Source organism: Streptomyces sp. HM190 (assembly GCF_009857135.1).
In the GTDB taxonomy this organism is placed as follows: domain Bacteria; phylum Actinomycetota; class Actinomycetes; order Streptomycetales; family Streptomycetaceae; genus Streptomyces; species Streptomyces heilongjiangensis.
In genome coordinates this window covers 1,388,645-1,414,163 of record NZ_CP047318.1, presented here as the reverse complement: position 1 = coordinate 1,414,163, position 25,519 = coordinate 1,388,645, and the positions used below count along the sequence as shown (strand labels likewise).

Annotated in this window: 24 protein-coding genes, 1 pseudogene and 1 riboswitch; of the genes and pseudogenes, 21 read left to right on the top strand and 4 right to left on the bottom strand. The window is 72.4% G+C overall.

All coding sequences use genetic code 11. The annotated features are described in order from the left end of the window. The first annotated feature begins 23 nt into the window (after positions 1–23). The 5 genes from GSY65_RS05625 (at position 24) to GSY65_RS05605 (ending at position 5,522) form a co-directional block, all read left to right on the top strand. The gene (locus tag GSY65_RS05625; protein ID WP_201452456.1) at positions 24–1,067 is read left to right on the top strand and encodes a sugar-binding transcriptional regulator; all 1,044 of its coding nucleotides are present in this window, start codon (positions 24–26) and stop codon (positions 1,065–1,067) included. Positions 1,068–1,374: 307 nt separating this feature from the next. Further along, entirely contained in the window at positions 1,375–1,557 is a 183-nt protein-coding gene (locus tag GSY65_RS33645; RefSeq protein ID WP_159766257.1) for a barstar family protein, read from the top strand. A gap of 303 nt (positions 1,558–1,860) precedes the next feature. Further along, positions 1,861–3,303 (top strand): GuaB1 family IMP dehydrogenase-related protein, encoded by a 1,443-nt coding sequence (locus tag GSY65_RS05615; protein WP_201452455.1) that lies wholly within the window; start codon positions 1,861–1,863, stop codon positions 3,301–3,303. A gap of 289 nt (positions 3,304–3,592) precedes the next feature. Next, the gene (locus GSY65_RS05610) at positions 3,593–5,059 is read left to right on the top strand and encodes an amino acid permease (RefSeq protein ID WP_159766255.1); all 1,467 of its coding nucleotides are present in this window, start codon (positions 3,593–3,595) and stop codon (positions 5,057–5,059) included. 10 nt (positions 5,060–5,069) lie between these two features. Next, positions 5,070–5,522: an Lrp/AsnC family transcriptional regulator gene (locus tag GSY65_RS05605; RefSeq protein ID WP_159766254.1), complete on the top strand. Its 453-nt coding sequence runs from the start codon at positions 5,070–5,072 to the stop codon at positions 5,520–5,522. Positions 5,523–5,550: 28 nt separating this feature from the next. On the opposite strand, the gene GSY65_RS05600 is transcribed toward GSY65_RS05605, so the two are convergent. Further along, the gene (locus tag GSY65_RS05600) at positions 5,551–6,294 is read right to left on the bottom strand and encodes a GntR family transcriptional regulator (RefSeq protein ID WP_159766253.1); all 744 of its coding nucleotides are present in this window, start codon (positions 6,292–6,294) and stop codon (positions 5,551–5,553) included. 298 nt (positions 6,295–6,592) lie between these two features. Between GSY65_RS05600 and GSY65_RS33640 the strand changes: the two are divergent. The 4 genes and pseudogenes from GSY65_RS33640 to GSY65_RS05585 form a co-directional block, all read left to right on the top strand. Then, a pseudogene (locus GSY65_RS33640) lies at positions 6,593–6,793 on the top strand (hypothetical protein); the annotation flags it as partial. A 91-nt stretch (positions 6,794–6,884) separates the two neighbouring features. Beyond that, the gene (locus GSY65_RS05595; RefSeq protein WP_159766252.1) at positions 6,885–8,108 is read left to right on the top strand and encodes an MFS transporter; all 1,224 of its coding nucleotides are present in this window, start codon (positions 6,885–6,887) and stop codon (positions 8,106–8,108) included. A 224-nt stretch (positions 8,109–8,332) separates the two neighbouring features. After that, positions 8,333–9,121, top strand: a complete 789-nt coding sequence (locus GSY65_RS05590; protein WP_159766251.1) for a carbon-nitrogen hydrolase family protein — start codon at positions 8,333–8,335, stop codon at positions 9,119–9,121. Positions 9,122–9,163: 42 nt separating this feature from the next. Continuing rightward, the gene (locus tag GSY65_RS05585) at positions 9,164–10,876 is read left to right on the top strand and encodes a flavin monoamine oxidase family protein (RefSeq protein ID WP_159766250.1); all 1,713 of its coding nucleotides are present in this window, start codon (positions 9,164–9,166) and stop codon (positions 10,874–10,876) included. Positions 10,877–10,889: 13 nt separating this feature from the next. On the opposite strand, the gene GSY65_RS05580 is transcribed toward GSY65_RS05585, so the two are convergent. Further along, positions 10,890–11,573, bottom strand: coding sequence for a DUF5995 family protein (locus GSY65_RS05580; protein WP_159766249.1), 684 nt, complete (start codon positions 11,571–11,573; stop codon positions 10,890–10,892). A 208-nt stretch (positions 11,574–11,781) separates the two neighbouring features. Between GSY65_RS05580 and GSY65_RS05575 the strand changes: the two genes are divergently transcribed. Both GSY65_RS05575 and GSY65_RS05570 read left to right on the top strand, forming a co-directional pair. Beyond that, positions 11,782–12,921, top strand: a complete 1,140-nt coding sequence (locus GSY65_RS05575; RefSeq protein ID WP_159775639.1) for a glycoside hydrolase family 6 protein — start codon at positions 11,782–11,784, stop codon at positions 12,919–12,921. A gap of 138 nt (positions 12,922–13,059) precedes the next feature. After that, entirely contained in the window at positions 13,060–13,518 is a 459-nt protein-coding gene (locus tag GSY65_RS05570; RefSeq protein ID WP_159766248.1) for an acyl-CoA thioesterase, read from the top strand. On the opposite strand, the gene GSY65_RS05565 is transcribed toward GSY65_RS05570, so the two are convergent. Next, complete coding sequence (locus GSY65_RS05565) at positions 13,478–14,689, bottom strand: MFS transporter (RefSeq protein WP_159766247.1); 1,212 nt, start codon at positions 14,687–14,689, stop codon at positions 13,478–13,480. The genes GSY65_RS05570 and GSY65_RS05565 overlap by 41 nt on opposite strands. A 251-nt stretch (positions 14,690–14,940) precedes the next feature. Here GSY65_RS05565 and GSY65_RS05560 point away from each other — a divergent pair, with 251 nt between their 5' ends. After that, positions 14,941–16,254 carry an ROK family transcriptional regulator gene (locus GSY65_RS05560; RefSeq protein WP_159766246.1) on the top strand — a complete coding sequence of 438 codons (1,314 nt, stop codon included), beginning with the start codon at positions 14,941–14,943 and terminating at the stop codon, positions 16,252–16,254. A 272-nt stretch (positions 16,255–16,526) separates the two neighbouring features. On the opposite strand, the gene GSY65_RS05555 is transcribed toward GSY65_RS05560, so the two are convergent. Continuing rightward, complete coding sequence (locus GSY65_RS05555; protein ID WP_159766245.1) at positions 16,527–17,285, bottom strand: SDR family oxidoreductase; 759 nt, start codon at positions 17,283–17,285, stop codon at positions 16,527–16,529. Between the two features lie 460 nt (positions 17,286–17,745). Then, a riboswitch (FMN riboswitch) is annotated at positions 17,746–17,876 on the top strand. 158 nt (positions 17,877–18,034) lie between these two features. Here GSY65_RS05555 and GSY65_RS05550 point away from each other — a divergent pair. The 9 genes from GSY65_RS05550 to GSY65_RS05510 all read left to right on the top strand — a co-directional run bounded on the left by GSY65_RS05550 (position 18,035) and on the right by GSY65_RS05510 (position 25,518). Continuing rightward, complete coding sequence (locus tag GSY65_RS05550; protein WP_159766244.1) at positions 18,035–18,637, top strand: riboflavin synthase; 603 nt, start codon at positions 18,035–18,037, stop codon at positions 18,635–18,637. Beyond that, positions 18,634–19,266, top strand: coding sequence for a nicotinamide mononucleotide transporter family protein (locus GSY65_RS05545; protein WP_159766243.1), 633 nt, complete (start codon positions 18,634–18,636; stop codon positions 19,264–19,266). The genes GSY65_RS05550 and GSY65_RS05545 overlap by 4 nt, the downstream gene beginning before the upstream one ends. Continuing rightward, the gene (locus GSY65_RS05540) at positions 19,263–20,552 is read left to right on the top strand and encodes a bifunctional 3,4-dihydroxy-2-butanone-4-phosphate synthase/GTP cyclohydrolase II (protein ID WP_159766242.1); all 1,290 of its coding nucleotides are present in this window, start codon (positions 19,263–19,265) and stop codon (positions 20,550–20,552) included. The genes GSY65_RS05545 and GSY65_RS05540 overlap by 4 nt, the downstream gene beginning before the upstream one ends. Before the next feature lie 65 nt (positions 20,553–20,617). Next, positions 20,618–21,103 carry a 6,7-dimethyl-8-ribityllumazine synthase gene (ribH, locus tag GSY65_RS05535; RefSeq protein WP_159766241.1) on the top strand — a complete coding sequence of 162 codons (486 nt, stop codon included), beginning with the start codon at positions 20,618–20,620 and terminating at the stop codon, positions 21,101–21,103. A 34-nt stretch (positions 21,104–21,137) separates the two neighbouring features. Continuing rightward, the gene (locus GSY65_RS05530; RefSeq protein ID WP_007491392.1) at positions 21,138–21,410 is read left to right on the top strand and encodes a phosphoribosyl-ATP diphosphatase; all 273 of its coding nucleotides are present in this window, start codon (positions 21,138–21,140) and stop codon (positions 21,408–21,410) included. Positions 21,411–21,468: 58 nt separating this feature from the next. After that, positions 21,469–22,326, top strand: coding sequence for an ATP phosphoribosyltransferase (gene hisG / locus GSY65_RS05525; protein WP_159766240.1), 858 nt, complete (start codon positions 21,469–21,471; stop codon positions 22,324–22,326). A gap of 20 nt (positions 22,327–22,346) precedes the next feature. Beyond that, positions 22,347–22,802, top strand: a complete 456-nt coding sequence (locus GSY65_RS05520; protein WP_159766239.1) for a PH domain-containing protein — start codon at positions 22,347–22,349, stop codon at positions 22,800–22,802. Between the two features lie 287 nt (positions 22,803–23,089). Beyond that, a complete protein-coding gene (locus GSY65_RS05515) occupies positions 23,090–24,433 on the top strand; it encodes a hemolysin family protein (protein ID WP_159766238.1) in 1,344 nt (447 codons plus the stop codon). Then, a complete protein-coding gene (locus tag GSY65_RS05510) occupies positions 24,430–25,518 on the top strand; it encodes a hemolysin family protein (RefSeq protein ID WP_159766237.1) in 1,089 nt (362 codons plus the stop codon). Before GSY65_RS05515 ends, GSY65_RS05510 begins: the two co-directional genes overlap by 4 nt. Position 25,519: the final 1 nt, after the last annotated feature.

Sequence of the window (25,519 nt, the reverse complement as noted above, 5' to 3'; positions counted from 1 at the left end):
AAGGATGAACGGCGTATCCATGTGTGAAGAGCAGTGAGGAGATGGCCGTGTCGGGTATGTCGGCGGGCCGGTCAGCCATGCGGATGGGACCCGCTGAGCTGGTTCAGGCGGCGGCGATGGCCCGCCGCTTCTACCTCGAGGGCAAGTCCAAGATCCAGATCGCCGAGGAGTTCGGCGTGAGCCGCTTCAAGGTGGCCCGTGTCCTGGAGACCGCCCTCGAACGGGATCTCGTACGCATCGAGATCCGAGTCCCCGCGGAACTGGACGCCGAGCGTTCCGACGCCCTGCGTGCCCGCTACGGCCTCCGGCACGCCGTGGTCGTCGAGTCCCCGGCCGAGGCCGAGGAGTCACCCGACCCCGAGAACCTCGGCGAGGTGGCCGCGGACCTGCTCGGTGAACTCGTCAACGAGGGCGATGTCCTCGGGCTGGCGTGGGGGCGCTCGACCATCCACATGGCGGCCGCCCTCGACCGGCTGCCGCCGTGCACGGTGGTGCAGCTGACGGGTGTCTACGACGCGGGGACCGCCGAGCGCGGCTCGGTGGAGGCGGTACGGCGGGCCGCGCAGGTGTCGGGCGGCGACGCCCACCCCATCTACGCGCCGATGCTGCTGCCGGACGCGGCCACCGCGGCCGCCCTGCGCCACCAGACGGGGATCGCCCGGGCCTTCGAGTACTTCGACAAGGTCACGGTCGCCTGTGTCTCCATCGGCTCCTGGGAGGCGGGCATCTCCACGGTGCACGACATGCTCAGCGACGAGGAGCGGGCCCACTACGCCTCCCTCGGTGTCGCCGCCGAGATGTCCGCGCACCTCTTCGACGCCGAGGGCCGCCGGGTCGGGCGGGACCTCGGGGAGCGGTGCATCACCGTCAAGGCCGACCAGCTCCGCCGTATCCCCGAGGTCGTCGCGATCGCGGGCGGGCAGCGCAAGGCGGCGGCGATCGACGCGGTCCTGCGGTCGGGGCTGGTCACCAGCCTCGTCACCGACACCTCCGCGGCGGACTCGCTGCTGACGGCCGGACTGACCCCCCGCCCCGCGCTCAACCGCGCGGACCCGGACGGGCACTGAGCGGCTCGGCGACATAAGCGGGCTGGACGGTCCCGGCGGGGAGCCGGGAAGGGGCGGGCGCGGTGGCACCGGCAGGTGCCGCGGCGGTCCGCCCCTGGCGTTCTTGGCGGACCCTCGCCCTCTCGGCCCCTCGCGTTCCCGGCGGCCCCCACGCCGCCCAGCGCGCCGTGGGCGGCGCACGGTGCCAGAGGGCGGCGCACGGTGCCAGAGAGGGGCGGCGAGAGCGGAACGAGCACGCGGGGGACGCGGGAAGCCGGCCACCGGCAGGCTTCGGCCACGGCGGTACCGAGACGAAGGCGGTACGCGGATGAACGGCAGCGCACGCACGGAAGTGCCGGGCGCCGGCGACCGGCTCCACGGCGAGCCGGACCTCACCGGGGTCACGGACAACCCCGCCTTCAGGGACCGCTGCGCCCGCGCCCTGGATCTGACCGACCACTTCGGCCGCAACGGGGACGCCCTCGCCGACTGCCTCCCGCACCTGCCGTGAACGCCGCATGTCCGGGGACGGCTGGTCGTGATCACCGGCCGGCGCGCCCGCGCCCTGGCCGAGCCGAACGACCGGAGCATCGCCCAGGAGGTGTCGGTGACGAGGCCGCGGACCGCTGGACGGGCACCGGGACCGACCTGCGCGCGGTACTCGCTCTCGGAGGATCCTCCTAGCCCGCGACCGGTCCTCTGGACGATCCGTCGGGCCCGCCCCTGGCCGTTGACATGGGACAATGAAGTACGTGCTCTTCCCCCTGGCGGTCCTGCCAGGGGGTCTCCTCTGAACGACTGGGATGTGCGGCACGTGCGTTTCCTCAATGACATCCAGCCCGCGTACGACCTGACCTACGACGACGTCTTCATGGTCCCGAGCCGTAGCGCCGTCGGATCGCGGCAGGGCGTCGACCTGGCCTCCCCGGACGGCACGGGCACCACCATCCCGCTGGTCGTGGCCAACATGACCGCCATCGCCGGCCGCCGCATGGCCGAGACGGTCGCCCGCCGCGGCGGACTCGTGGTCATCCCGCAGGACATCCCCATCGAGGTCGTCACCGACGTCATCTCCTGGGTCAAGAGCCGCCACCTCGTCCTCGACACCCCGATCGTGCTCAACCCGCACCAGACCGTCGCCGACGCGCTCGCCCTGCTGCCGAAGCGGGCCCACAACGCGGGCGTCGTCGTCGACGACCAGTTGCGGCCCGTCGGCGTCGTCACCGACCAGGACCTGACCGGGGTCGACCGCTTCACTCAGCTCGAAGTCGTCATGTCCAGGGACCTGTTGCTCCTCGACGCGGACATCGACCCCCGCGAGGCCTTCAACCGCCTCGACCACGCCAACCGCCGCTACGCGCCCGCCGTCGACAAGGACGGCCGTCTCGCCGGCATCCTGACCCGCAAGGGCGCCCTGCGCGCCACGCTCTACACCCCGGCCGTCGACGCGCAGGGCAGGCTGAGGGTCGCCGCCGCCGTCGGCATCAACGGCGACTTCGCGGGCAAGGCGAAGCAGCTGCTCGACGCCGGCGTCGACACGCTCGTCATCGACACCGCCCACGGGCACCAGGAGTCGATGATCAACGCGATCAAGCTGGTGCGTGACCTCGACCCCCGGGTGCCGATCGCCGCGGGCAACATCGTCGCCGCGGAGGGCGTCCGCGATCTCGTCGAGGCCGGCGCGGACATCGTCAAGGTCGGTGTCGGACCCGGCGCCATGTGCACGACCCGCATGATGACCGGCGTGGGACGGCCCCAGTTCTCGGCCGTCCTGGAGTGCGCCGCGGAGGCCAGGAAGTACGGCAAGCACGTGTGGGCCGACGGTGGCGTCCGGCACCCGCGGGACGTCGCGATGGCGCTCGCCGCGGGCGCGTCCAACGTGATGATCGGGTCCTGGTTCGCGGGGACGTACGAGTCGCCGGGCGACCTCCAGCAGGACGCCGGCGGGCGGCTGTACAAGGAGTCGTTCGGCATGGCCTCGGCGCGGGCGGTCCGCAACCGCACGAGCGAGGAGTCGGCCTACGACCGGGCGCGGAAGGCGCTGTTCGAGGAGGGTATCTCCACCTCGCGGATGTTCCTGGACCCGGCGCGGCCGGGGGTCGAGGACCTGATCGACTCGATCATCGCGGGCGTGCGGTCGTCCTGCACGTACGCCGGCGCCGGATCGCTGGCGGAGTTCGCGGAGCGGGCCGTCGTCGGCGTCCAGAGCGCCGCCGGGTACGCGGAGGGCAAGCCGCTGCACGCCAGCTGGAGTTGACGGCCCCCGGGGTCACCTGGGCGAGGAGGGCCTTCGTCGCGCGCGGCCGGCCCCGAAGGACACCGTTCGCAACGGTGTGAACCAGGCGTGCAACGAACGCGCGTCCCTCCCGGAGGAACGCAACGATCTTGCGCGGCTGCGCAAGGTTGCCGCATTACGCTCGTAAAGCCCTGACTCGTAGGGTCGTGCGCTGTACGTGGCGTTGCGGGGACCTCCTGCTCGGTGGCCCTCGGTTCCGGTGCTGTCGGTCCTCTCTCGCCCTGAACCCATTCGACGAAGGAGCCGGCGCGTGCTCGACCAAGGCGCACCCCCGCAGCAGCAGAGTCACCCCGCCCCGCCACCCGGCGGGGCCGCTCGACGGCTGCTGCGCCGCAAGCCCGTGGAACGCCTGGTCGCGGAGGGTGGGCAGGGCGAGGGAGGCTCGCTGCGGCGCTCCCTCGGCATGTGGCAGCTGACGATGATCAGCATCGGCGCCACCCTGGGCACCGGTATCTTCGTGGTTCTCGGCGAGGCCGTGCCCAAGGCCGGTCCCGCCGTCACCCTCTCCTTCGTGATCGCCGGCCTCACCGCGCTGTTCTCGGCCCTCTCCTACGCCGAGCTGGCCGGCAGCATCCCTGTCTCCGGGTCCTCCTACTCGTACGCGTACGCAACGATGGGTGAGCTGGTCGCCTGGATCTGCGGCTGGTGCCTGGTGCTGGAGTACGGGGTCTCGGTGTCGGCCGTGGCCGTCGGCTGGGGCGAGTACCTGAACGAACTGCTCGACGGGACCCTCGGCGTGACCATTCCCGACGCGCTGTCGGCGCCGCCCGGCGACGGCGGGATCTTCAACCTGCCCGCCCTCGTCGTGGTCCTGCTCGCCATGGCGTTCCTGCTCGGCGGCGCCCGTGAGTCCGCCCGCGCCAACACCATCATGGTGGTCGTGAAGATCGCCGCGCTGCTGCTGTTCTGCCTGATCGGCCTCCAGGGCTTCCGCTCCGGCAACTACGAGAACTTCATGCCGCTCGGCATGGCCGGCGTCAGCGCCGCCGGCGCCACCCTCTTCTTCTCGTACATCGGGTTCGACGCCGCCTCCACCGCCGGCGAGGAGGCCAAGAACGCGCAGCGGGACCTGCCGCGGGCCATCATGCTGTCGTTGATCATCGTCACCGCGCTGTACGTGCTCGTCGCCGCCGTCGCCGTCGGGGCGCGGCCGTGGAAGGGCTTCGACGGCTCGGAGGCCGCGCTCGCCGGGATCATGAAGGACGTCACCGGGGACGCGTTCTGGGGGACGCTGCTGGCGGCCGGCGCGGTCATCGCCATCGCCAGCGTCGTGCTGACCGTGCTCTACGGGCAGACGCGCATCCTCTTCGCCATGTCGCGCGACGGGCTCGTGCCCAAGGTGTTCTCGAAGGTGCACCCGAGGACGGGGACGCCGCGCGTGAACACCGTCATCGTGTCGTCGTTCTGCGGTGTGCTCGCCGCGGCCGTTCCTCTCGGGCAGCTCGCCGACGCCACCAGCATCGGCACGCTGTTCGCGTTCGCGCTGGTCAACGTGGCGGTCGTGGTGCTGCGGCGGACGCGGCCCGACATGCCGAGGACCTTCCGGGTGCCGCTGTCGCCCGTGCTGCCCGCGCTCGGGCTCGCGTTCTGCGTGTGGATGATGGGCAGCCTCGACACCATCACCTGGGTCGTCTTCGGGATCTGGATGGCCGTCGGGCTCGTGTTCTACTTCAGTTACGGCTACCGCCGCTCCCGTCTCGCCACTCCAGAGAAGTGATCCACCCGCAGTGCTGAACGATCTCGACGAACGCATCGTGCACGCCCTCGCCGAGGACGCCCGCCGCTCCTTTGCCGACATCGGCCACCTCGTCGGCCTGTCCGCGCCCGCGGTCAAGCGGCGTGTGGACCGGCTGCGGGCGACCGGGGCCATCACCGGGTTCACGGTCCGGGTGGACCCCGCCGCGCTCGGCTGGGAGACCGAGGGGTTCGTCGAGATCTACTGCCGGCGCAACACCTCGCCGGAGACCATCCAGCGAGGGCTGGAGCGCTACCAGGAGGTCGTCGCCGCGTCGACGGTCACCGGCGAGGCCGACGCCGTCGTACAGGTCTTCGCCTCCGACATGCGGCACTTCGAACGGGTCCTGGAACGCATCGCCGGGGAGCCCTTCGTGGAGCGCACCAAGTCGGTCCTCGTCCTGTCGCCCCTGCTGCGCCGGTTCTCCTCGGGGTCGCCGACCTGAGCGGCGGGAGGGCCGGAGCGGCGGCGCGCTACTGGTCGGCGGTCATCCTGGCCAGCGCGTTGTTGCCGATCGAGGTGTGCACGCTGAAGCGCACCGCGTCCGGGCGGTAGCGGTCGTCGGACCACTCCACCGGGCGGCCCTCGCGGGTGGTGGTGACGCGGCGGACGCGCAGCAGCGGACTGGTCCGGCGCACCGCCAGCAGCTCCGCGTCGCGGGCGCTGGCCGCCACCGCGTCGATGACGTGCTCGCCGTAGGCGAGGACCAGGCCGGTGTCGTCCAGCAGGCGCTGGGTGACCGACGGGCAGTCCGCCTCGATGTGCTCGACGGCGGTGGAGATCCAGTCCGCGTAGACCGTGCGCTCCAGCAGCACCGGCTGCCCGTCGAGACCGCGCAGCCGCAGGACGTGCAGGACCCGGGTGCCCGGGTCGAGCTGGAGGCGCGCCCGGTCCTCGGCGGTGACCGTCCGCCACTCCTGCGCCATCACCCGGCCCGTCGCCTCCCGGCCCATCGCCCGCGCCCACTGCGCGAAACTGCGCAGCTCCGCGAAGCTCTGGCTGCGCCGGCCGGCCAGGACCACCCGGCGGGCACCCTGACGCGACCCGATCAGCCCCTCGGCGGTCAGTGTCGCCACCGCCTGGCGGACGGTGCCGCGCGAGACGCCGTAGCGGGCCGCGAGCTCGGTCTCCGGGGGCAGCAGACTGCCCACCGTGTAGTCCTCACGGTCGATCGCCCGCCGTAGCGCGTCCGCGATCTCCTCGTGTCGCGCCGCCATGGTCCCCTCCGTCATCCGGTCGCCGCTGTGTACAGCGGGACCAGCCTAACGAGGCCGGGTGGAGGCCGCTGACCATGTCCGTCCGCCGGTGATGGTGTGGGAGAACGCGCACGACCATTGCGCCGGAGGTCGCGTGCGTGAGAGGAAATACGGACCTGATGAGGCCAACTTGTTCAGACAAGTGCTCCATCCGGATCGTCCCCGCGCGGATCCCCGGAGAGCCAGTGGACCTCTTCCCACCGAGAACCGCCGTCATCGACCTCACCGTCAGCGCGCCCGGGACCACGACCACCGACGACTGCACCGGGGCCTGGCCGTGCTCGACTCCCGCACCTACGTGCGTGGCACCCCGCGCCCCTGGCCGGACGTCGGGGACAACGACTGGCCGTCGGACCACGCGGCGGTCGTCACGACGTTCGCCCTGGGCGGGGCCGCCGTCGGCCGACGGCCGGAATCCCCTGGGCCGGACGGGACCGCCCGGCTAGCATCGGTGCCATGACCTGGCGACATTGATCCACCAGCCCTGCCTCCCGAGGGCCACCTCGGACGCCGTACCCCCGACGTCCGAATCGCCCCTGCGGGAAGGCCCCATGACACTCTCACCTGCTCGTGCGCCCCGCGCCGCGGACACCCGGACCAGCGGTGTCCGCCGGCTGACGGCCACGCTGTACGGCTACGCGTTCCTCGACGACTTCGTGCTGCTCTACCCGGTGTACGCGCTCCTGTTCAGCGACACCGGCCTGTCCCTCTGGCAGGTCTCCTCGCTGTTCGCCCTGTGGTCGATCACCGGGATCCTGCTGGAGGTCCCTTCCGGTGCCTGGGCCGACGCCGTCTCCCGGCGGCTGCTGCTGTGGCTCGGCCCGCTGCTCACCGCCGCCGGCTTCGCCCTGTGGGTGATCACGCCGTCGTACGGGGCGTTCGCCCTCGGCTTCGTGCTGTGGGGGGTGCGCGGCGCGCTCGGCTCCGGCGCCCTGGAGGCGCTGGTCTACGACGAACTAGACCGGCTCGGCGCCGCCGACCGGTACGCGCGCGTGATCGGCCGGGCCCAGGCGGGCGGGATGATCGCCGTGATGGCGGCGATGGGGCTGGCCGGGCCGGTGCTGGGCCTCGGCGGCTACCCGGCCGTCGGCGCGGCGAGCGTCCTGGTCTGCCTGCTGACCTCGGCGCTGGCGACCCGCTTCCCCGAGCACCGGCCGACGGCCGCCGGCGGCGGCGACCGTGCCTCCACCCTCACGACCCTGCGAACCGGACTCGCCGAGGTCCGCGGCGACCGTGCCCTGCGCGGGGCCCTGCTCCTGGTTCCCGCGGTCGGCGCGGTCTGGGGCGCCCTCGACGAGTACACCCCGCTGCTCGCCCGTGACACCGGCGTGGCCGAGCAGACGGTGCCCTACCTGCTGCTGCTGATCTGGGCCGGACCCGCGATCGGCAGCCTGCTGGCCGGGGCGGGCGAACGCCTGGGCCCGACCGGGCTCGGGGTGGTCCTCACCGTCTCCGCGCTCGCCCTCGCCGGAGGCGCACTGACGGCGACCCCCGCCGGTGTCGCCCTCGTGGGCGTCGCCTTCGGCGGCTTCCAACTGGTCAACGTGCTCGTCGACGCCCGGCTCCAGGACCGTGTCGACGGGGACCACCGGGCCACCCTCACCTCGGTGGCGGGCATGGGAACCGAACTGGCGACCGTCGCCGTCTTCGCCGGGTACGCCCTGCTCGGCGCGCACCACGCCCACGGCACCGTCTTCGCGGTGTTCGCGGTGCCTTATCTGGTGACGGCACTGGTCCTGGTCGCGAGGACGAGGACGTCCACGGTGCGCACCTGACACCCGCCCGGTGGGGCTGCCCATCCCGTCCGTGACGGGGCGGCCCCACCGGGCCCCGGACGACGGGAAGCAACGCCCGAGGCGCGCAACGAATCACCGCGGACCCGCCTCAGGACGCAACGAACCGCTCACCGGCGCGCAACGGCTCCTCCTTGTCCCCCCTGGTCAGCCGCCCGTACCGTCTACATGACCCCCAGACCCCCTCCTTCCGGTGAGGAACGCGCATGCGCATCGCCCTGCTCCAGAGCTCCGGCCGCCCCGGCTCGGTCGTCGAGAACCTCAAGGTGCTCGACGAGGCCGCGGGCCGTGCCGCCGCTGCCGGGGCGGGGCTGCTGACCGCCCCCGAGATGTTCCTGACGGGGTACGCGATCGGCGACGACATCGCCCGGCTCGCCGAGCCCGCCGACGGCGACTCGGCCGACGCGGTCGCGGAGATCGCCGGGCGCCACGGGCTCGCCGTCGCGTACGGATACCCCGAGCGGTCCGGCGAGACCGTCTTCAACTCGGCGCAGCTCGTCTCGGCGGACGGCACCCGGCTCGCCAACTACCGCAAGACGCACCTCTTCGGCTGCTTCGAGCGGGACCACTTCACACCGGGCGAGCAGCCCGTCGTCCAGGCCGAACTGGACGGCGTCCGCGTCGGGATCATGATCTGCTACGACGTGGAGTTCCCGGAGAACGTCCGCGCCCACGCCCTCGCCGGCACCGACCTGCTCGTGGTGCCCACGGCCCAGATGCATCCGTTCCAGTTCGTCGCCGAGTCGATGATCCCGGTGCGGGCCTTCGAGAACCAGATGTACGTCGCGTACGTCAACCGGGTCGGCCGGGAAGGGGAGTTCGAGTTCGTCGGGCTGTCCACCCTGGCCGGGCCCGACGGGGTCGCGCGCACCCGCGCCGGACGCGACGAGGACCTCGTCCTCGCCGACGTCGACCCCGCGTTCGTCGCGGCCGCCCGCGAGGCGAACCCGTATCTCACGGACCGCCGCCCCGGTCTCTACGGGTCCCTCGTCTGACCCTCCCCGCCCCGCAGCTTTCCCGCAAGGAGTCCGTACCCCATGACGTCCACCGTGCCCAACGCCATCGAGCACGCAGACGAGCAGCAGCCGCCGATCACCATGTTCGGCCCGGACTTCCCGTACGCGTACGACGACTACCTGGCCCATCCCGCGGGCCTCGGCCAGATCCCGGCGACCGAGCACGGCACCGAGGTCGCGGTCATCGGCGGCGGGCTGTCCGGCATCGTCGCCGCGTACGAACTGATGAAGATGGGCCTCAAGCCGGTCGTGTACGAGGCCGACCGGATCGGCGGCCGGCTGCGCACGGTCGGTTTCGAGGGCTGTGACCCCTCGCTCACCGCCGAGATGGGCGCCATGCGCTTCCCACCCTCCTCCACCGCCCTCCAGCACTACATCGACCTGGTCGGCCTGGAGACGCGGCCCTTCCCCAACCCCCTCGCGGAGACCACGCCGTCGACCGTCGTCGACCTCAAGGGCGAGACCCACTACGCCGAGACGATCGCCGACCTCCCGCAGGTCTACCGTGACGTCGCCGACGCCTGGAACACGTGCCTGGAGGAGGGCGCCGACTTCTCCGACATGAACCGCGCCATGCGCGAGCGGGACGTCCCGCGCATCCGCGAGATCTGGGCGCGGCTCGTGGAGAAGCTCGACAACCAGACCTTCTACGGCTTCCTCTGCGACTCCGAGGCGTTCAAGTCCTTCCGGCACCGCGAGATATTCGGCCAGGTCGGCTTCGGCACCGGCGGCTGGGACACCGACTTCCCCAACTCCATCCTGGAGATCCTGCGCGTCGTCTACACCGAGGCCGACGACCACCACCGCGGCATCGTCGGCGGTTCCCAGCAGCTGCCGCTGCGCCTGTGGGAGCGTGAGCCGCGGAAGATCGTGCACTGGGCCCTCGGCACCTCGCTCGCCACCCTGCACGAGGGCGGTGAGCCCCGCCCGGCCGTGACCCGCCTGCACCGCACGGCGGGCAACCGGATCACCGTGACCGACGCGAACGGCGACATCCGCACCTACGAGGCGGCGATCTTCACCGCCCAGTCCTGGATGCTGCTGTCGAAGATCGACTGCGACGACTCGCTCTTCCCGATCGACCACTGGACGGCGATCGAGCGGACCCACTACATGGAGTCCAGCAAGCTGTTCGTGCCCGTGGACCGGCCCTTCTGGCTGGACAAGGCCGTCGACGACCGGGGGAACCCGACCGGCCGGGACGTCATGTCGATGACGCTCACCGACCGTATGACCCGCGGCACGTACCTCCTGGACGACGGCCCGGACAAGCCCGCCGTCATCTGCCTGTCCTACACGTGGTGCGACGACAGCCTGAAGTGGCTGCCGCTGTCCGCGAACGAGCGGATGGAGGTCATGCTGAAGTCGCTCGGCGAGATCTATCCCAAGGTCGACATCCGCAAGCACATCATCGGCAACCCGGTGACGGTCTCCTGGGAGAACGAGCCCTACTTCATGGGCGCGTTCAAGGCCAACCTGCCCGGCCACTACCGCTACCAGCGGCGCCTGTTCACCCACTTCATGCAGGACCGGCTGCCCGAGGACAAGCGGGGCATCTTCCTCGCCGGCGACGACATCTCCTGGACGGCCGGCTGGGCCGAGGGCGCGATCCAGACCGCGCTCAACGCCGTCTGGGGCGTCATGCACCACCTCGGCGGCACCACCGACGCGACCAACCCCGGCCCCGGCGACGTGTACGACGAGATCGCGCCCGTGGAACTCCCGGAGGACTGAGCCGGGGCGCGGCTCAGTGCGGCAGCGGAGTCAGCAGCATCCGTCCAGCGCAGCCCACCGCCGCGTCGAGGCGGTGGGCCAACTCCTCGGCGAGATCGGGCAGTCCGCGCAGCGCCCACAGCGCCCGGGCCGCCGCCCAGGTGGCCTCGCGGGCCCGCTCCAGGCTCCACGCCCCGAGCAGATGGGTGAGCGGATCGGCGACCTGGAGGAGATCGGGGCCGGGCATCAACTCCTCGCGGACCCGCTCCTCCATCGAGACGAGGAGATCGCCCACGTGCTCGAACTCGTCCTCCAGATCGACGGGTTCGCAGCCGAGCGTACGACAGGCGTCCACGACGGCGAGCGCGAGATCGTGCCCGATGTGCGCGTTGATGCCCGAGAGCGCGAACTGCAGCGGCCGTACGCCGGGATGGTGCCGGAGCTGCAGCAGCGGCCGCCAGCAGGCGGGCGCGGGACCACCCTCCGCCACCCTCAGGTACCGTTCCGCGAAGCGCACGTCGAGGGCGGTCGCGGCCCGCGGATCGGCGAAGCAACCGGCGTCGACGTGCCGGCCCACGGCCTCCGTGACGGTGAGGTAGACACGGTTGAAGACCGCGATCCCGTCCCGCTCGGGCAGGGTGGCGTCGAGGGCCCGCATACGGGCGACGACGGCGTCCACCGAGTCCACGGAATTGGTGACATGTTCCAACTGCGCCATAGGGGGCAGGGTCCCAGGCCTAGGCTGACGCCGATGCCGCCGTGCCCGGCACATCCCCGGAACGGGGGAACGCGTGCCCGGCGGCGCGTACCGGGAAGCCGGTGAGCCGCGGTCCGGGAGCAGGGGGGAGCACCACGTGTCAGGCTTACGCGCCCAGCGACTGGCCGCACGCCGCGCCGCGCACCGGCGGAAGGTGTGCCGCGGAGCCATGATCGCCGCGGCGTCGCTCGTGGCCGTCGCCGCAACCGTCACCGGTGCGATGGCCGGGCTGAACGGCGACGGAGGCACCGCCGAGGCGCGGACCCTGTCCGGCGGCCCACCCGGCCACCCGTCCCACCCGGGCCCGGCCTCCCCGCCCCCGTCCCCGTCGACGACCTCGCCCGCACCGCAGGCGTCGCCCCGACCGTCGGGGACGGCCGACGCGCGCCCCTCGGCGGAGGAGCCGGAGACGGACCGGCCCACCGGGCCCCGGCCGGACGGCCCCGTCAAGCTCTACCGGCACCCCGAGTCCCAGGTCCGCGACTGGGTGCGGGCCCACCCCGACGACCCGCGCAGCGCCGTCATCGCGTCCCGTATCGCCGACCGCCCCGCCGCCGTCTGGTTCACCGACCCGGACCCGGCCACCGTCACCGCCGAGGTGGCCGCAGTCGCCTCCGGAGGCGCCGAGCGCGACCGAGTGCCGGTCCTCGTGGCGTACGCGATCCCGGACCGCGACTGCGGCGGAGCCTCGCAGGGCGGCGCCCGGAACCTCGACGCCTACGACGCCTGGATCGACGCGTTCGCCGCCGGGCTGGGCGACGACGAGGTCATCGTCATCCTGGAACCCGACGCGATCGCCCAGTCCGACTGTCTCTCCGCCGACGAGCGGGCCGACCGGTTCGCCTCTCTCGTCCGCGCCGGCCGCGTCCTGAAGGACGCCGACCCCAGGGCCCGCGTCTACCACGACGCCGGGCACTCGCAGTGGAACGCGCCCGACAAGCAGGCCACCCTGCTGCGTCTGGCGGGCGCCGCCGCACCGGACTCCTCCGACGGCGTCTTCAGCAACGTGTCGAACTTCAACCGCACCGACGCGGAGATCGCCTACACCCGGCAGGTGCTGGACGCCCTCGGCGGCCCGCCCGGCCTCGGCGCCGTCATCGACACCAGCCGCAACGGCAACGGCGCCCCGGCCGACGGCACCTGGTGCGACCCGCCCGGCCGCCGCCTCGGCCGCCCGCCGACGCTCACCACCGGCGAGTCCCGCATCGACGCCTACCTGTGGGTGAAACTGCCGGGGGAGGCCGACGGGTGCCGGGGCGAGGCCGGCGCGTTCTCACCGGGGTACGCGTACGAACTGGCACGGGGCTGAGCGGGTCCCGCGCCGTACCGGCGCGTCGCGTCGCGTCGCGCGGACCGGGCGAGGAGACCGCGCCCACGGCCCGCACTGAGCGGTTGCTTAGGATGTGGGGGTCCCGTTCCGCGCCGACGCACTCCAGGAGCACCACCCGTGACCGCCGAAGCCCCGACAGCCCCCGCCCTCACCTACGGCAGGCTCGTCCCCGTCACCGTGCACTTCGACGACCTGGACGCCCTCGGCATGCTGCACAACGCCCGCTACCCGCTGATGGTCGAGCGCGCCTGGGCCCGGCACTGGCGGGAACAGGGCTACGGCTTCGACGGCGACTGGGCCGCCGCCGGCGACTTCTGCAACGTGGTCAAGGAACTGCGCATCAGCTACGAGGCACCGGTCACCCGGCCCGGCAGCTACGCCGTGCACCTGTGGCTGGAGCGCCTCGGTACCACCGGCCTCACCTACGGCTTCCGCTTCTGCTCGGCCGACGGCGCACGGACCTACGCGCGGGGCACCCGCGTCCTCGTCAGGCTGGACGCGGACACCCTGCGGCCCACCGCGTGGACCGACGGCTTCAGGGCTTCGGGTCGGGAACTGCTGCGTCCTGCCGACTGATCCGCGACCGGTCGCCCTCCCCGGCCCCCAGCACCCCCGCGAACACGGCGAGCCCGCACGCCAGCACGGTCACCAGACCGAACGACACCACCAGGCTGGTCAGTTGCGCCAGACCACCGATCGCGCTCGGCGCGATCAGCCCCGAGGTGTACGTGATGGTCGCGACGCCCGCGATGGCCAGGCTCGGGTTCGGGCCGCTGCGCCCGGCCGCGGCGAAGCAGAGCGGTACGACGACGGCGATGCCCAGGCCCATCAGCGCGAACCCGGCCATGGCGACCGCCGGGTGGTGCGCGACGACGATCAGCAGACCGCCGAGCGCCGCGAGGACCCCGCTCGCCCGCACCGTGCGCACCGCGCCGAAGCGGTTGACCACCGCGTCGCCCGCGAGCCGTGCCGCCGCCATGGTGAGCATGAATCCGGTGGTGCACGCCGCAGCGAGGCCCGCCGAGGCGGTCAGCTCGTCCCGCAGGTACACCGCCGACCAGTCCAGGGCCGCCCCCTCCGCGAAGACCGCGCAGAACCCGACCGCGCCGATGAGCAGCGCCGACCTGGGCGGCAGCGCGAACCGGGGCGGCGGCTCCTCGTCCTCGGTGGCCCGGATGTCCAGCACCCACCGACAGGCGACCAGACCGAGCACGGTGAGGGTGGCCGCCGCGAGCGCGTGGTGCAGCCGGGCGTCCGAGCCGAGGTGCGCGGCGAACGTGCCGGCCGCCGCGCCCACCAGGGCGCCCGCGCTCCACATGCCGTGCAGCCCCGACATGATCGACCTGCCGAGGCGGGCCTCGACCTCGACGCCGAGCGCGTTCATCGCCACGTCCGCCATGCCGGCCGTCGCCCCGTACACGAACAGCGCGCCGCACAGCGTCCACAGGTTCGGCGCGAGGGACGGCAGGACCAGCGCGAGGGTCCACAGCGCGATCAGGGCCCGCATCGCGGTACGGGCGCCGAGCCGGTGGCTCACGTAGCCGGCCAGCGGCATCGCCACGGACGCGCCGATCGCCGGGAACGCGAGGGCCAGCCCCAACTGGCCCGCGCCGAGCTGGGCGTGGTCCTGGATCCACGGCACCCGGGTCGCGAACGAGCCGGTCACCGCCCCGTGCACGGCGAAGACGGCGGCCACGGCGTACCGGGCCCGCCGCACGTCGCGCCGTTCGTAGACCACTGCGCTCATTCTCCGCCCTCCCTGGCTTCCTGAATGCCCTCGAACTCCGACTCCAGCCGTTCCCGTCCGTTCCGGACGTCCCGACCCGCGCGTTCCGGGCGTCTCGACCCGGGCTCGCGCCGCCGTAAACTATCAGGAACCCTGCCTGATAGATAGAGAGCGCTGTCTGTACGGCGTCGCGGGGGCCGTGGGCCGGGTCGTGTGTCCGGCTGCCACAGGGCCGGCGCCCGCACGCGTCGTCGATCTGGGAGGATCCCGGCATGCCCGCATCACCCAGCACCGCCCGGGCCATCAACGACCGGCTCGCCCTGCGGCTGCTGCAGGAGGAAGGGCCGTTGACGGCGGGGCAGTTGAAGCAGCTCACCGGCCTGTCCCGGCCCACCGTCGCCGACCTGGTGGAGCGCCTCACCGAGGCCGGACTGATCGCGGTGGTGGGGGAGTCGGGGGAGCAGCGGCGCGGGCCGAACGCCCGCCTCTACGGCATCGTCGCCGACCGCGCGTACCTCGCCGCGCTCGACGTGCGCACCGAGGGCGTCACGGTCGTCGTCGCCGATCTGCTCGGCGCGGAACTGGCGCGTGCGTCCGTGCCGATCACGGACGACGCGGGCACCGGGCCCGCCGTCGAGCAGGCCGTCAGCCTCGTGGAGCGGGCCGCGAAGGAGGCGGGCGCCGACCGCTTGCACACGGTGGCGATCGGCGCCCCCGGACTCATCGACCCGGCCACCGGCGAACTGCGCGACAGCACCGGCCTGCCCGAATGGCACCGCCGGCTGGCCGCCGCCCTCGGGGAACGCCTGACGGCCCGGGTCCTCGTCGAGAACGAGACCAACCTCGCCGCGCTCGCCGAGCAGCGGGACGGCGCCGCCCGTGACCGCGACACCTTCGTCCTCCTCTGGCTCGGCCTCGGCACCGGCGCGGCCGTCGTCCTCGACGGCACCCTCCGTCGCGGCGCCTCCGGCGGCACCGGCGAGATCGGCTTCCTCCCCGTGCCGGGCACCGCGACCCTGCCCTCCGCCTCCGACTGCGAGGGCGGCTTCCACTCCCTGGGCTCCGCCGCCGCGATCGAGTCCCTGGCGATCGCACACGACCTGACGGCCGCCCCCTCCACCGCCGAGCCACACGCCGCGACCCTGGTCAGGGCGGCGGCCGAGGCGGCGAGCAGCCGAACTCCGGCGGCGGGGAGCGGCACTGCTCCGTTCGGCGCCCCGACGGGCGAGGCGGACACTTCGGCGTCATCCGTACGCCCCCGTGCCGACGCGCACCCGGCTCCGGGCACCCGCCCGGCTGCCGACGCCCCCGCCCGCTTCCTCGACGCCCTCGCCGACCGTCTCGCCATCGGTGCCGCCTCCGTCGTCGCCGTCCTCGACCCCGGCTGTGTGGTGCTCGGGGGCGAGGTCGGTCAGGCCGGCGGGGACGTGCTCGCCGCCCGGATCGAGGCGCGGCTCGCGGCGCTGTCGCCGCTGCCCACCGAGGTCCGGCCGAGCGCCCTCGGCGGCCCCGCCGTCCTGCGCGGGGCCCTGCTCATGGCGCGCGACGCGGCCCAGGACGAACTCTTCGCACCGCCACCGCGGTAGGTGCCCGCCCGGTGGCCCGCCGAGGTCCGTCCGCCGGGCAGCCTTCGCACCCCACCGGGCCTTCGCCATGCACTGCCGGTGCGCGGCTCACCCGCCTTGGGCGTGCGCCTGCCTGTCGGTTCCCGAGCACCGTGCCGCCCGCGACGCCCCCCGTTATGTTTTTCGCGGTCCTGCAAGAGGGCCGCTGGCCTCCGGGCCCGGCATGACTGTGGCCCCCCACCCGCCGATCGACCCCGCCCCCGGGCCGCCCCCTGACCCGTCGGCCCTGCGGCTCACCTCGTCTTCCCCCGCCCGCCGAACCGTTCGGCCACGTGATCCCCGAACGTCACCTTGCCCACCGCCCGCTCCGGCGCCAGATGGCCCCCGGCCCGGAATCCCGCGTACGCCCTGCCGAACAGGGGCACCGTCAGCAGGACCCGGCGGCGGCCGGTGGCGGTCAGGTAGGCGCGAGCCAGCGTGCGGAGGCTCAGGACCTCCGGGCCGCCCAGGTCGGGGACGCGGCCGGCGGGTGCGGAGACGGCGAGCTCGGCCAGACGGTCGGCGACCTCGGCGACGGCGACCGGCTGGTCGCTCACCCCGGCGGGCAGTGGCATCACCGGCGACTTCGACAGGCCCTCGAAGAGCGTCACGAGCAGGTCGTGGAACTGGGTCGCCCGCAGTGCCGTCCAGGCCAGCCCCGACTGCTCGATCATCCGTTCCACCGCCAACTTGCTCCGGTAGTAGCCGAACGGCACCCGGTCGACGCCGACGATCGAGATGTACACCAGATGCCCCACTGCGGCCCGCCGCGCCGCCGCGATCAGGTTCGCCGCCGCCTTCTCGTCGCCGCCGCGCGGCGAGGACGCACAGTGCACGACCGTGTCCACCCCCGCCAGCGCCGCGTCCAGCCCGCTCCCGCCCGCGACCAGGTCGACGGAGTACTGCTGCGCGTGCCGGCTGAGCACCCGCACCTCGTGCCCGTCCGCCCGCAGCCGCTCGGTGACGAGCCGGCCGAGGACACCGGTCCCACCGGTCACCAGGATCGTGGTCATGCTGCCCAACCCTTCGACGCCCGGGCCGCTCCCCGCTGGAACGCCCGTTGACATCTATGACCGGACAGCACCCCCGGAATGTGACACGGCGGCGCCGAGCCCCCGGAACGGCGAGGGACCCGTCGGCCCACGAGGGAGAGGGACCCGGCGGCGGGGCAAGGGCCGTCGTCACCGCCGCCGGGCCGACTGGGGGCGGCCTGCGCCCCTTCAGGACGAGTAACCGCGATCGCAGACCTTAAAAGGACTAGACCAACCTGGTCAATGGGTTCGGCGTGCCGTTCGACGGGGTGCGTGGAGGTTCGACCGGGGCCGATGGGGCGGCGCGTGACTGGTGGTCAGTCGGTGCCGGGCCTTCACGTCACTCGCCGTGGAAGTCCAGTGACACGATCTGTGAGCCACCCCACAGCCATCACCCGCATGGGTGCCGATCGGGCGTGGCACACTGGCCATGTACCAGAAGCAGCGCACTCCGGGGTCGGTGAAAGTCCGAACCGGCGGTTACAGTCCGCGACCCGGTCGCTTCCAGCGGCCGGTTGACCAGGTGAAATTCCTGGACCGACGGTTAAAGTCCGGATGGGAGGCAGTGCGCGGCGGGCGGGCATGCGTGCGCGCCGCCGACTGTTGTCGGCCTGCTCCAGCAGGAGGGGGCCGTCCACACGGCGTCGCCTCCCGTGTGCCGTTGTCCGCTGAACCCTGTCGTCTTCGACAGCCCCGGAGTCCGTGCCCCACGAGGCAGGAGGACCCGGGAAGTGTTCACCGGAATCGTCGAAGAACTGGGTGAGGTCACCGCCGTCGAGAACCTCGGCGACTCCTCCCGTTTCCGACTGCGTGGCCCCGTCGTCACCCAAGGCGCGAAGCACGGCGACTCCATCGCCGTCAACGGCGTCTGTCTCACCGTCGTGGAGCACGAGGACGACTGGTTCACCGCCGACGTCATGGCGGAGACCCTCAACCGCTCCAGCCTCGGCGCCCTCACCGTCGGCTCCCGCGTCAACCTCGAACGCCCCATGGCCGTCGGCGAACGCCTCGGCGGGCACATCGTGCAGGGCCACGTCGACGGCACCGGCCGGATCATCGAGCGCAAGCCGTCCGAGAACTGGGAGATCGTCACGATCTCGCTCCCTGCCGACCTCACCCGGTACGTCGTCGAGAAGGGCTCCATCACCGTCGACGGCATCAGCCTCACCGTCGTCGAAGCCGGCCCGGACCACTTCACCGTCAGCCTCATCCCCACCACCCTCGACCTGACCACCCTCGGCCGCAAGCAGCCCGGCGACCCGGTCAACCTCGAGGTCGACGTCATCGCCAAGTACGTCGAGCGGCTCCTCGGCTCGCAGGGAGCGACACGGTGAACTCGCTGAACTCGGTCGCCTTCACGGTGTTCGGCCAGGAGATCCGCTGGGCGGACATGATCGGGAACATCTTCGGCCTGATCGCCCTCGCGCTCGGCGCCGTGCGCTCCCTCTGGAACTGGCCCGTGCAGTTCCTCTCCGGTCTCATCCTCTTCGGCGCCTTCGTCGGCCACCTCACCGGCAGCGCCGGCAAGCAGGTCATCGTCATGGCCGTCGCCGCGTACGGCTGGTGGCAGTGGAGCCGCACCAAGGGGCAGAGCACGGACGGCGCGATCACCCCGCGCTTCGCCACCTGGCGCGAGCGCGGCTACCTGATCGCCGGCGCCGCCCTCGGCACCCTCGCGGTCGGCGGCCTCTTCACCGCGTTCCCCAGCCTCTCCTGGGACGCCTGGCCCGACGCGTACATCTTCACCGGCACCGTCGTCGCCATGTACGCCCAGGCGCGCGGCATGGTCGAGTTCTGGTTCGCCTGGCTGCTCGTCGACCTCGTCGGCGTACCGCTCAACTTCGCCAACGGCTACGCGTTCTCCGGTTTCGTCTACATCATCTACGGCGCGCTCGTCCTGTGGGGCATGCGCGACTGGTGGCTGCGGTCCCGCAAGCCCGCCCTGGAAGGAGCCCCGGCATGACCATGGCGCCGATTCTGTACAACACCGACGACATCGAGAGCTTCGGGCTCGACCCCGTCGAGCAGGCCATCGCGGACATCGCGGCCGGCCGCCCCGTCGTGGTCGTCGACGACGAGGACCGCGAGAACGAGGGCGACCTCGTCATCGCCGCCGAGAAGGCCACCCCCGAGATCGTCGCCTTCATGATGAGCGAATGCCGCGGCATGATCTGCGCCCCCATGGAGGGCGACGAACTGGACCGCCTCGAACTGCCGCAGATGGTGCAGCAGAACACCGAGTCGATGCGCACCGCCTTCACCGTCACCGTCGACGCCGCCCCCGAGCACGGCGTGACCACCGGCATCTCCGCCTCCGACCGCTCCACCACCCTCCGACTGCTGGCGAGCGGCACGGCCCGGCCCACCGACTTCGTCCGCCCCGGGCACATCTTCCCGCTGCGCGCCCGCGCCGGTGGCGTCCTCGTGCGCAACGGCCACACCGAGGCCGCCGTCGACCTCGCCCGCCTCGCGGGACTCCGCCCGGCCGGCGCCATCGTCGAGATCGCCGGCGAGGACGGCCGCATGCTCCGCCTGCCGGAACTGATCCCCTTCGCCCGCAAGCACGGCCTGACGATCATCTCCATCGAGGACCTGATCGCCTACCGCCGCTCCGCCGAGCCCACCGTCAAGCGCGAGGCGAAGACCCAGCTGCCCACCGCCTTCGGCGACTTCACCGCCTACGGCTACCGCTCCACCGTCGACGGCGTCGAACACGTCGCCCTCGTCCACGGCGAGATCGGCGACGGCGAGGACGTGCTCGTCCGCGTCCACTCCGAATGCCTCACCGGCGACGTCTTCCACTCCCTGCGCTGCGACTGCGGCCCCCAGCTGGAGAACTCCCTCGAACGCGTCGCCACCGAGGGCCGCGGCGTCGTCGTCTACCTCCGCGGCCACGAGGGACGCGGCATCGGCCTGCTGTCCAAGCTGCGCGCCTACGAACTCCAGGAACGCGGCCGCGACACCCTCGACGCCAACCTCGAACTCGGCCTGCCCGCCGACGCCCGCGACTACGGCGCCGGCGCCCAGATCCTCCGCGACCTCGGCGTACACAGCCTGCGGCTGCTCACCAACAACCCCGAGAAGACCGACGCCCTCGTCCGGCACGGCCTCGCCGTCACCGGCCGCGAGCCGATGCCCGTCCGCGCGGGCGAGCACAACCTCCGCTACCTGCGCACCAAGCGGGACCGGATGGGCCACGACCTGCCCTGGCTGGACACGGCCACCGTGACCACCTGCGGCGAGCAGTAACACAACCGGACCACACGAACACGGCACGACCGTCTCGAACCGAGATTCAGGAACCAAGGAGCAACGTGAGCGGCAAGGGCGCACCCGAACTGACCGTCAGCAACGTCGGCGACCTGCGCGTCGCGGTCATCGCGGCCCAGTGGCACGAGAAGGTGATGAGCGGCCTCGTCGACGGCGCCCTGCGCGCACTGCACGACCTGGGCATCGACGAGCCGACCCTCCTGCGCGTCCCCGGCAGCTGGGAGCTCCCCGTCGTCGCCAAGGTGCTCGCGGGCCGCGGCTACGACGCCATCGTCGCCCTCGGCGTCGTCATCCGCGGCGGCACTCCCCACTTCGAGTACGTGTGCCAGGGCGTCACCCAGGGCCTCACCCAGGTCTCCGTCGACACCGGCGTACCCGTCGGCTTCGGCGTACTGACCTGCGACACCGAGGAACAGGCCCTGGACCGCGCCGGTATCGAGGGCTCCACCGAGGACAAGGGGCACGAGGCGGTGACCGCCGCCGTGGCGACCGCGGCCACGCTCCGCTCAGTATCCGAACCCTGGCGCTGAGGCACACCCGTGACGGCGTAGTGTGGGGCCCACCATGTCCAAGAAGACGTTCGAGGAGCTCTTCACCGAGCTCCAGCACAAGGCCGCCCACGGTGACCCCGCCACCTCCCGCACCGCCGAACTGGTCGGGAAGGGCGTCCATGCCATCGGCAAGAAGGTCGTCGAAGAGGCCGCCGAGGTCTGGATGGCCGCCGAGTACGAGGGCAAGGAAGCCGCCGCCGAGGAGATCTCGCAGCTGCTGTACCACGTCCAGGTGATGATGGTCGCCCGCGGCATCTCCCTGGACGACGTGTACGCCCACCTCTGAGCCGTCCCCGCCCCACACACACCGCTCCGCACCCACGAGAACGAAGGAAGCCTGCCTCATGCTGCGCATCGCCGTCCCCAACAAGGGTTCCCTGTCCGGCCCTGCGGGGGAGATGCTGCATGAGGCCGGCTACCTCCAGCGCCGGGAGTCCAAGGAACTGCGGATCGTCGACCCGGAGAACGAGGTCGAGTTCTTCTACCTCCGCCCCCGCGACATCGCGATCTACGTCTCCTCCGGCCGGCTCGACATCGGCATCACCGGCCGCGACCTGCTGATCGACTCCGGCGCCGACGCCGAGGAGATCCTCCCGCTCGGCTTCGCCCGCTCCACCTTCCGCTTCGCCGCCAAGCCCGGCACGGCGGCCGGCATCGCCGACCTCAAGGGCAGGACCGTCGCCACCTCCTACGAGGGCATCGTCGCGGGACACCTCGCCGACCACGGCATCGACGCCTCCGTCGTCCACCTCGACGGCGCCGTCGAGACCGCCATCGAACTCGGGGTCGCCGAGGTCATCGCCGACGTCGTCGAGACCGGGACCTCCCTGCGCAACGCGGGCCTGGAGGTCTTCGGCGAGCCGATCATGAAGTCCGAGGCCGTCGTCATCCGCCGCGTCGACGCCGGCACCGCCTCCGAGAGCGAGCCCAAGGTGCAGCAGTTCCTGCGCCGCCTCCAGGGCGTCCTCGTGGCCCGCACCTACGTGATGATGGACTACGACTGCCGCGTCGAGCAGCTGGAGAAGGCCGTCGCCCTCACCCCCGGCCTGGAGTCCCCGACCGTCTCGCCCCTGCACAACGAGGGCTGGGTCGCCGTACGCGCCATGGTCCCCGCCAAGGAGGCCCAGCGGATCATGGACGACCTGTACGACATCGGTGCGCGGGCCATCCTGACCACCGCCATCCACGCCTGCCGCCTCTGAGTCCCGGGGAGTCGTACGCGATGTCGGATCTGCCCGCCCTGCCGGTCACCTTCCGGCCGGGGCGCACCCGGGCCGTCCTGCTGACCGCCGCCGCCGCGATCTTCGTGGTCATCACGGTGGTGGCGCTGCTGCTGCCGACCCTCGGCCCGGGGGAGCGGCTCAGCTTCGTCTTCACGGCGGCCCTGCTCGCCGGTGTGCTGTGTCTGCTCTCCCGGCCCAAGGTGGTCGCGGACGACTCCGGTGTGACCGTCGTCAACATCGCCGGCAGGCGCCGGCTCGGCTGGGCGGAGATCGTCCAGGTGAACCTGCGGGTCGGCGACCCCTGGGTCTTCCTCGACCTCACCGACGGCACGAGCCTGCCCGCGCTCGGCATCCAGCCCGGCATCGCCAAGCAGCACGCCATCGAGGACGCCCGCGCCCTGAGGGCACTGGTCGAGGCCCGCTCCGTCGGCGAGCCCGAACAGCCCCGTGGCTGACAGCGGGTGCCCCGGAACCGACAGCGAGCGCGTCCGGGGCGCCCCCGACCAGGCACGCGACCTCCCTGGGGCAAGATCAGGGCCGACTCAGGGCCGTCGCCCCTGCCGTACCGGCCCCTGTCTTGATTAATCTGTTCGCGGAGGCGTTTTCGTTGCGCCTCCGCCGCTGTCGTACCACCGGGTACGCCAGTGGCCCCCTGCTACTTCGAGGAGTGACTCCCTCCAGCGATGGACGGATCGTCCTGTAGTACCTGCGCCGCCCCCTCCCGAGATACCGAGGCGGCGGCATGACCATCCCTCTGCTGCTGCTCGCAGCCGCTTTCCTGCTGATTCTCGCCAACGGCTTCTTCGTGGCCGCCGAGTTCGGCCTCGTCACGGTCGAGCGTCCGGACGCCGAGAAGGCCGCCGCCGAGGGCGACCGCCGGGCCCACAAGGTGGTGGACGCCCTCAAGGAGCTGTCCTTCCAGCTGTCCGGCACCCAGCTCGGCATCACCATCACCTCCCTCGTCGTCGGCATGCTCGCCGAACCGGCGCTCGCGGAGCTGCTCCACGGCCCGTTCACCGCGATCGGGACGCCCGAGGGCGCGGTCTCCGGGGTCTCCGTCGTCGTCGGCATGCTGCTGGCGTCCGCCGTGCAGATGGTGATCGGCGAACTGGTCCCGAAGAACTGGGCGGTGTCGAGGCCGATGCAGGTCGCCCGCTTCGTCGCGGGCCCCCAGCACGTCTTCTCCCGCCTGTTCCGCCCGGTCATCGCCGGCCTCAACGCGGTCGCGAACCGGCTGGTCCGCGCGCTCGGCGTCGAACCCGCCGAGGAACTGGCCTCCGCCCGCACCCCCGGCGAACTGGTCTCCCTGGCCCGCCACTCCGCGCAGGCCGGCGCCCTGGAACAGGACACGGCCGACCTCTTCGTCCGGACGCTGTCCCTAGGCGAGCTGACCGCGGAGAACGTGATGACGCCCCGCGTGAAGGTCAGCGCCCTGCAGTCCTCGGCCACCGCCGAGGACGTGGTGAACCTGACCCGCGCCACCGGCCTGTCCCGCTTCCCCGTCTACCGGGAGCGGATCGACGAGATCGTCGGCATGGTCCACCTCAAGGACGCCCTCGCGATCCCGGCCCGGGACCGGCTGCACACCCCGGTCGGCCGTATCGCCAAGGCGCCGCTGCTCGTGCCGGAGAGCCTGCCCGTGCAGCCCCTGCTGGCCCGGCTGCGCAGCGAACAGCCCATCGCCGTCGTCGTCGACGAGTACGGCGGCACAGCCGGCGTGGTGACGCTGGAGGACATCGTCGAGGAACTGGTCGGCGAGGTCCGCGACGAGCACGACGGGCAGGACCTGCCCGAACTGGCCGTCGCCCCGCCCGAGGACGGCCACCCCGCGTGGGACGTCGACGGCAGCTGCCGCGTCGACGTGCTCCAGCGCATCGGCCTCGACGTGCCCGAGGGCCCCTATGAGACCGTCGCGGGCCTCGTCGCCGACCTGCTCGGCCGGATCCCCGCACCGGGCGACAAGGCGGAGCTGCCCGGCTGGCGGCTGGCGGTGCGCCAGGTCGGGCACTACCGCGCCGAGCGGGTACGCCTCGTGCGCACCGCCCCCGTCCCCGAACCCCTCACCGTGGCGGAGGCGGCCCGATGAGCGTGCTGCAACTCCTGTTCGCCCTGCTCCTCGTGCTCGCCAACGGCTTCTTCGTCGGTGCCGAGTTCGCACTGGTCTCCGTCCGCCGCAGCCAGATCGAACCGCTCGGCACGGCACGCGCCCGGCAGGTCCTCCACGGCCTGGAGAACCTGCCGCAGATGATGGCGGCGGCCCAGTTCGGCATCACGGTCTGCTCCCTGACGCTCGGCGCGGTGGCGGAGCCGACCGTGGCGAAGCTGCTTGAACCGGTGTTCGAGGCGATCCATCTGCCTCACGGGATGATCCACCCCCTGGGATACGTCATCGCGCTGGCCCTGGTGGTCTTCCTGCACCTCGTCATCGGCGAGATGCTGCCGAAGAACCTGGCGATGGCGGCGCCCGAGAAGACGGCACTGTGGCTCAGCCCCGGACTGGTCGCCTTCGCGCGCGTCTGCGGACCGGTCACGGTGGGCCTCGGCGCCTGCGCCCGGGTCATCCTGAAGGTGTTCCGCGTCGAGCCCAAGGACGAGGTGGAGGCGGTCTTCACCAGCGTCCAGCTCGGCCGGCTGGTCGAGGACTCGGGCCAGGCGGGACTGCTGGACCCCGAGGAGCAGGAACGCCTGGAGGACGCGCTGGAGCTGGGCTCCCGCCCGGTCACGGATGTCCTGCTCAAGCGCGACTCGCTGGTGACGGTGGGCCCCTCGGTCACCCCCGCGCAGGTGGTGGCCCTGACGGCCCGCACCGGCTACTCCCGCTTCCCGGTGGTCGCGGAGACCGGCGCGTTCATGGGCCGCTACCTCCACGTCAAGGACGTCCTCGACGTGGAGGACTCCGACCGGGCCGTCCCCCAGCAGGTGTGGCGCCCCATGACCACCCTCCGCTCGGAACTCCCCCTCGACGACGCGCTCACCGTCATGCGCCGCGCGGCCACGCACCTCGCGCAGGTCGTCGACGCGTCCGGCAAGGTGCTCGGCCTGGTCGCCCTGGAGGACGTCCTCGAACTCCTCGTCGGCGAGGTCCGCGACCCGGCGCACCGGCAGGCCCCGCCGGTACGCCTGGCGGAGCCGAGGACGACGGAATCAGCGGAGAACGTCCTGGCGAGCTGAC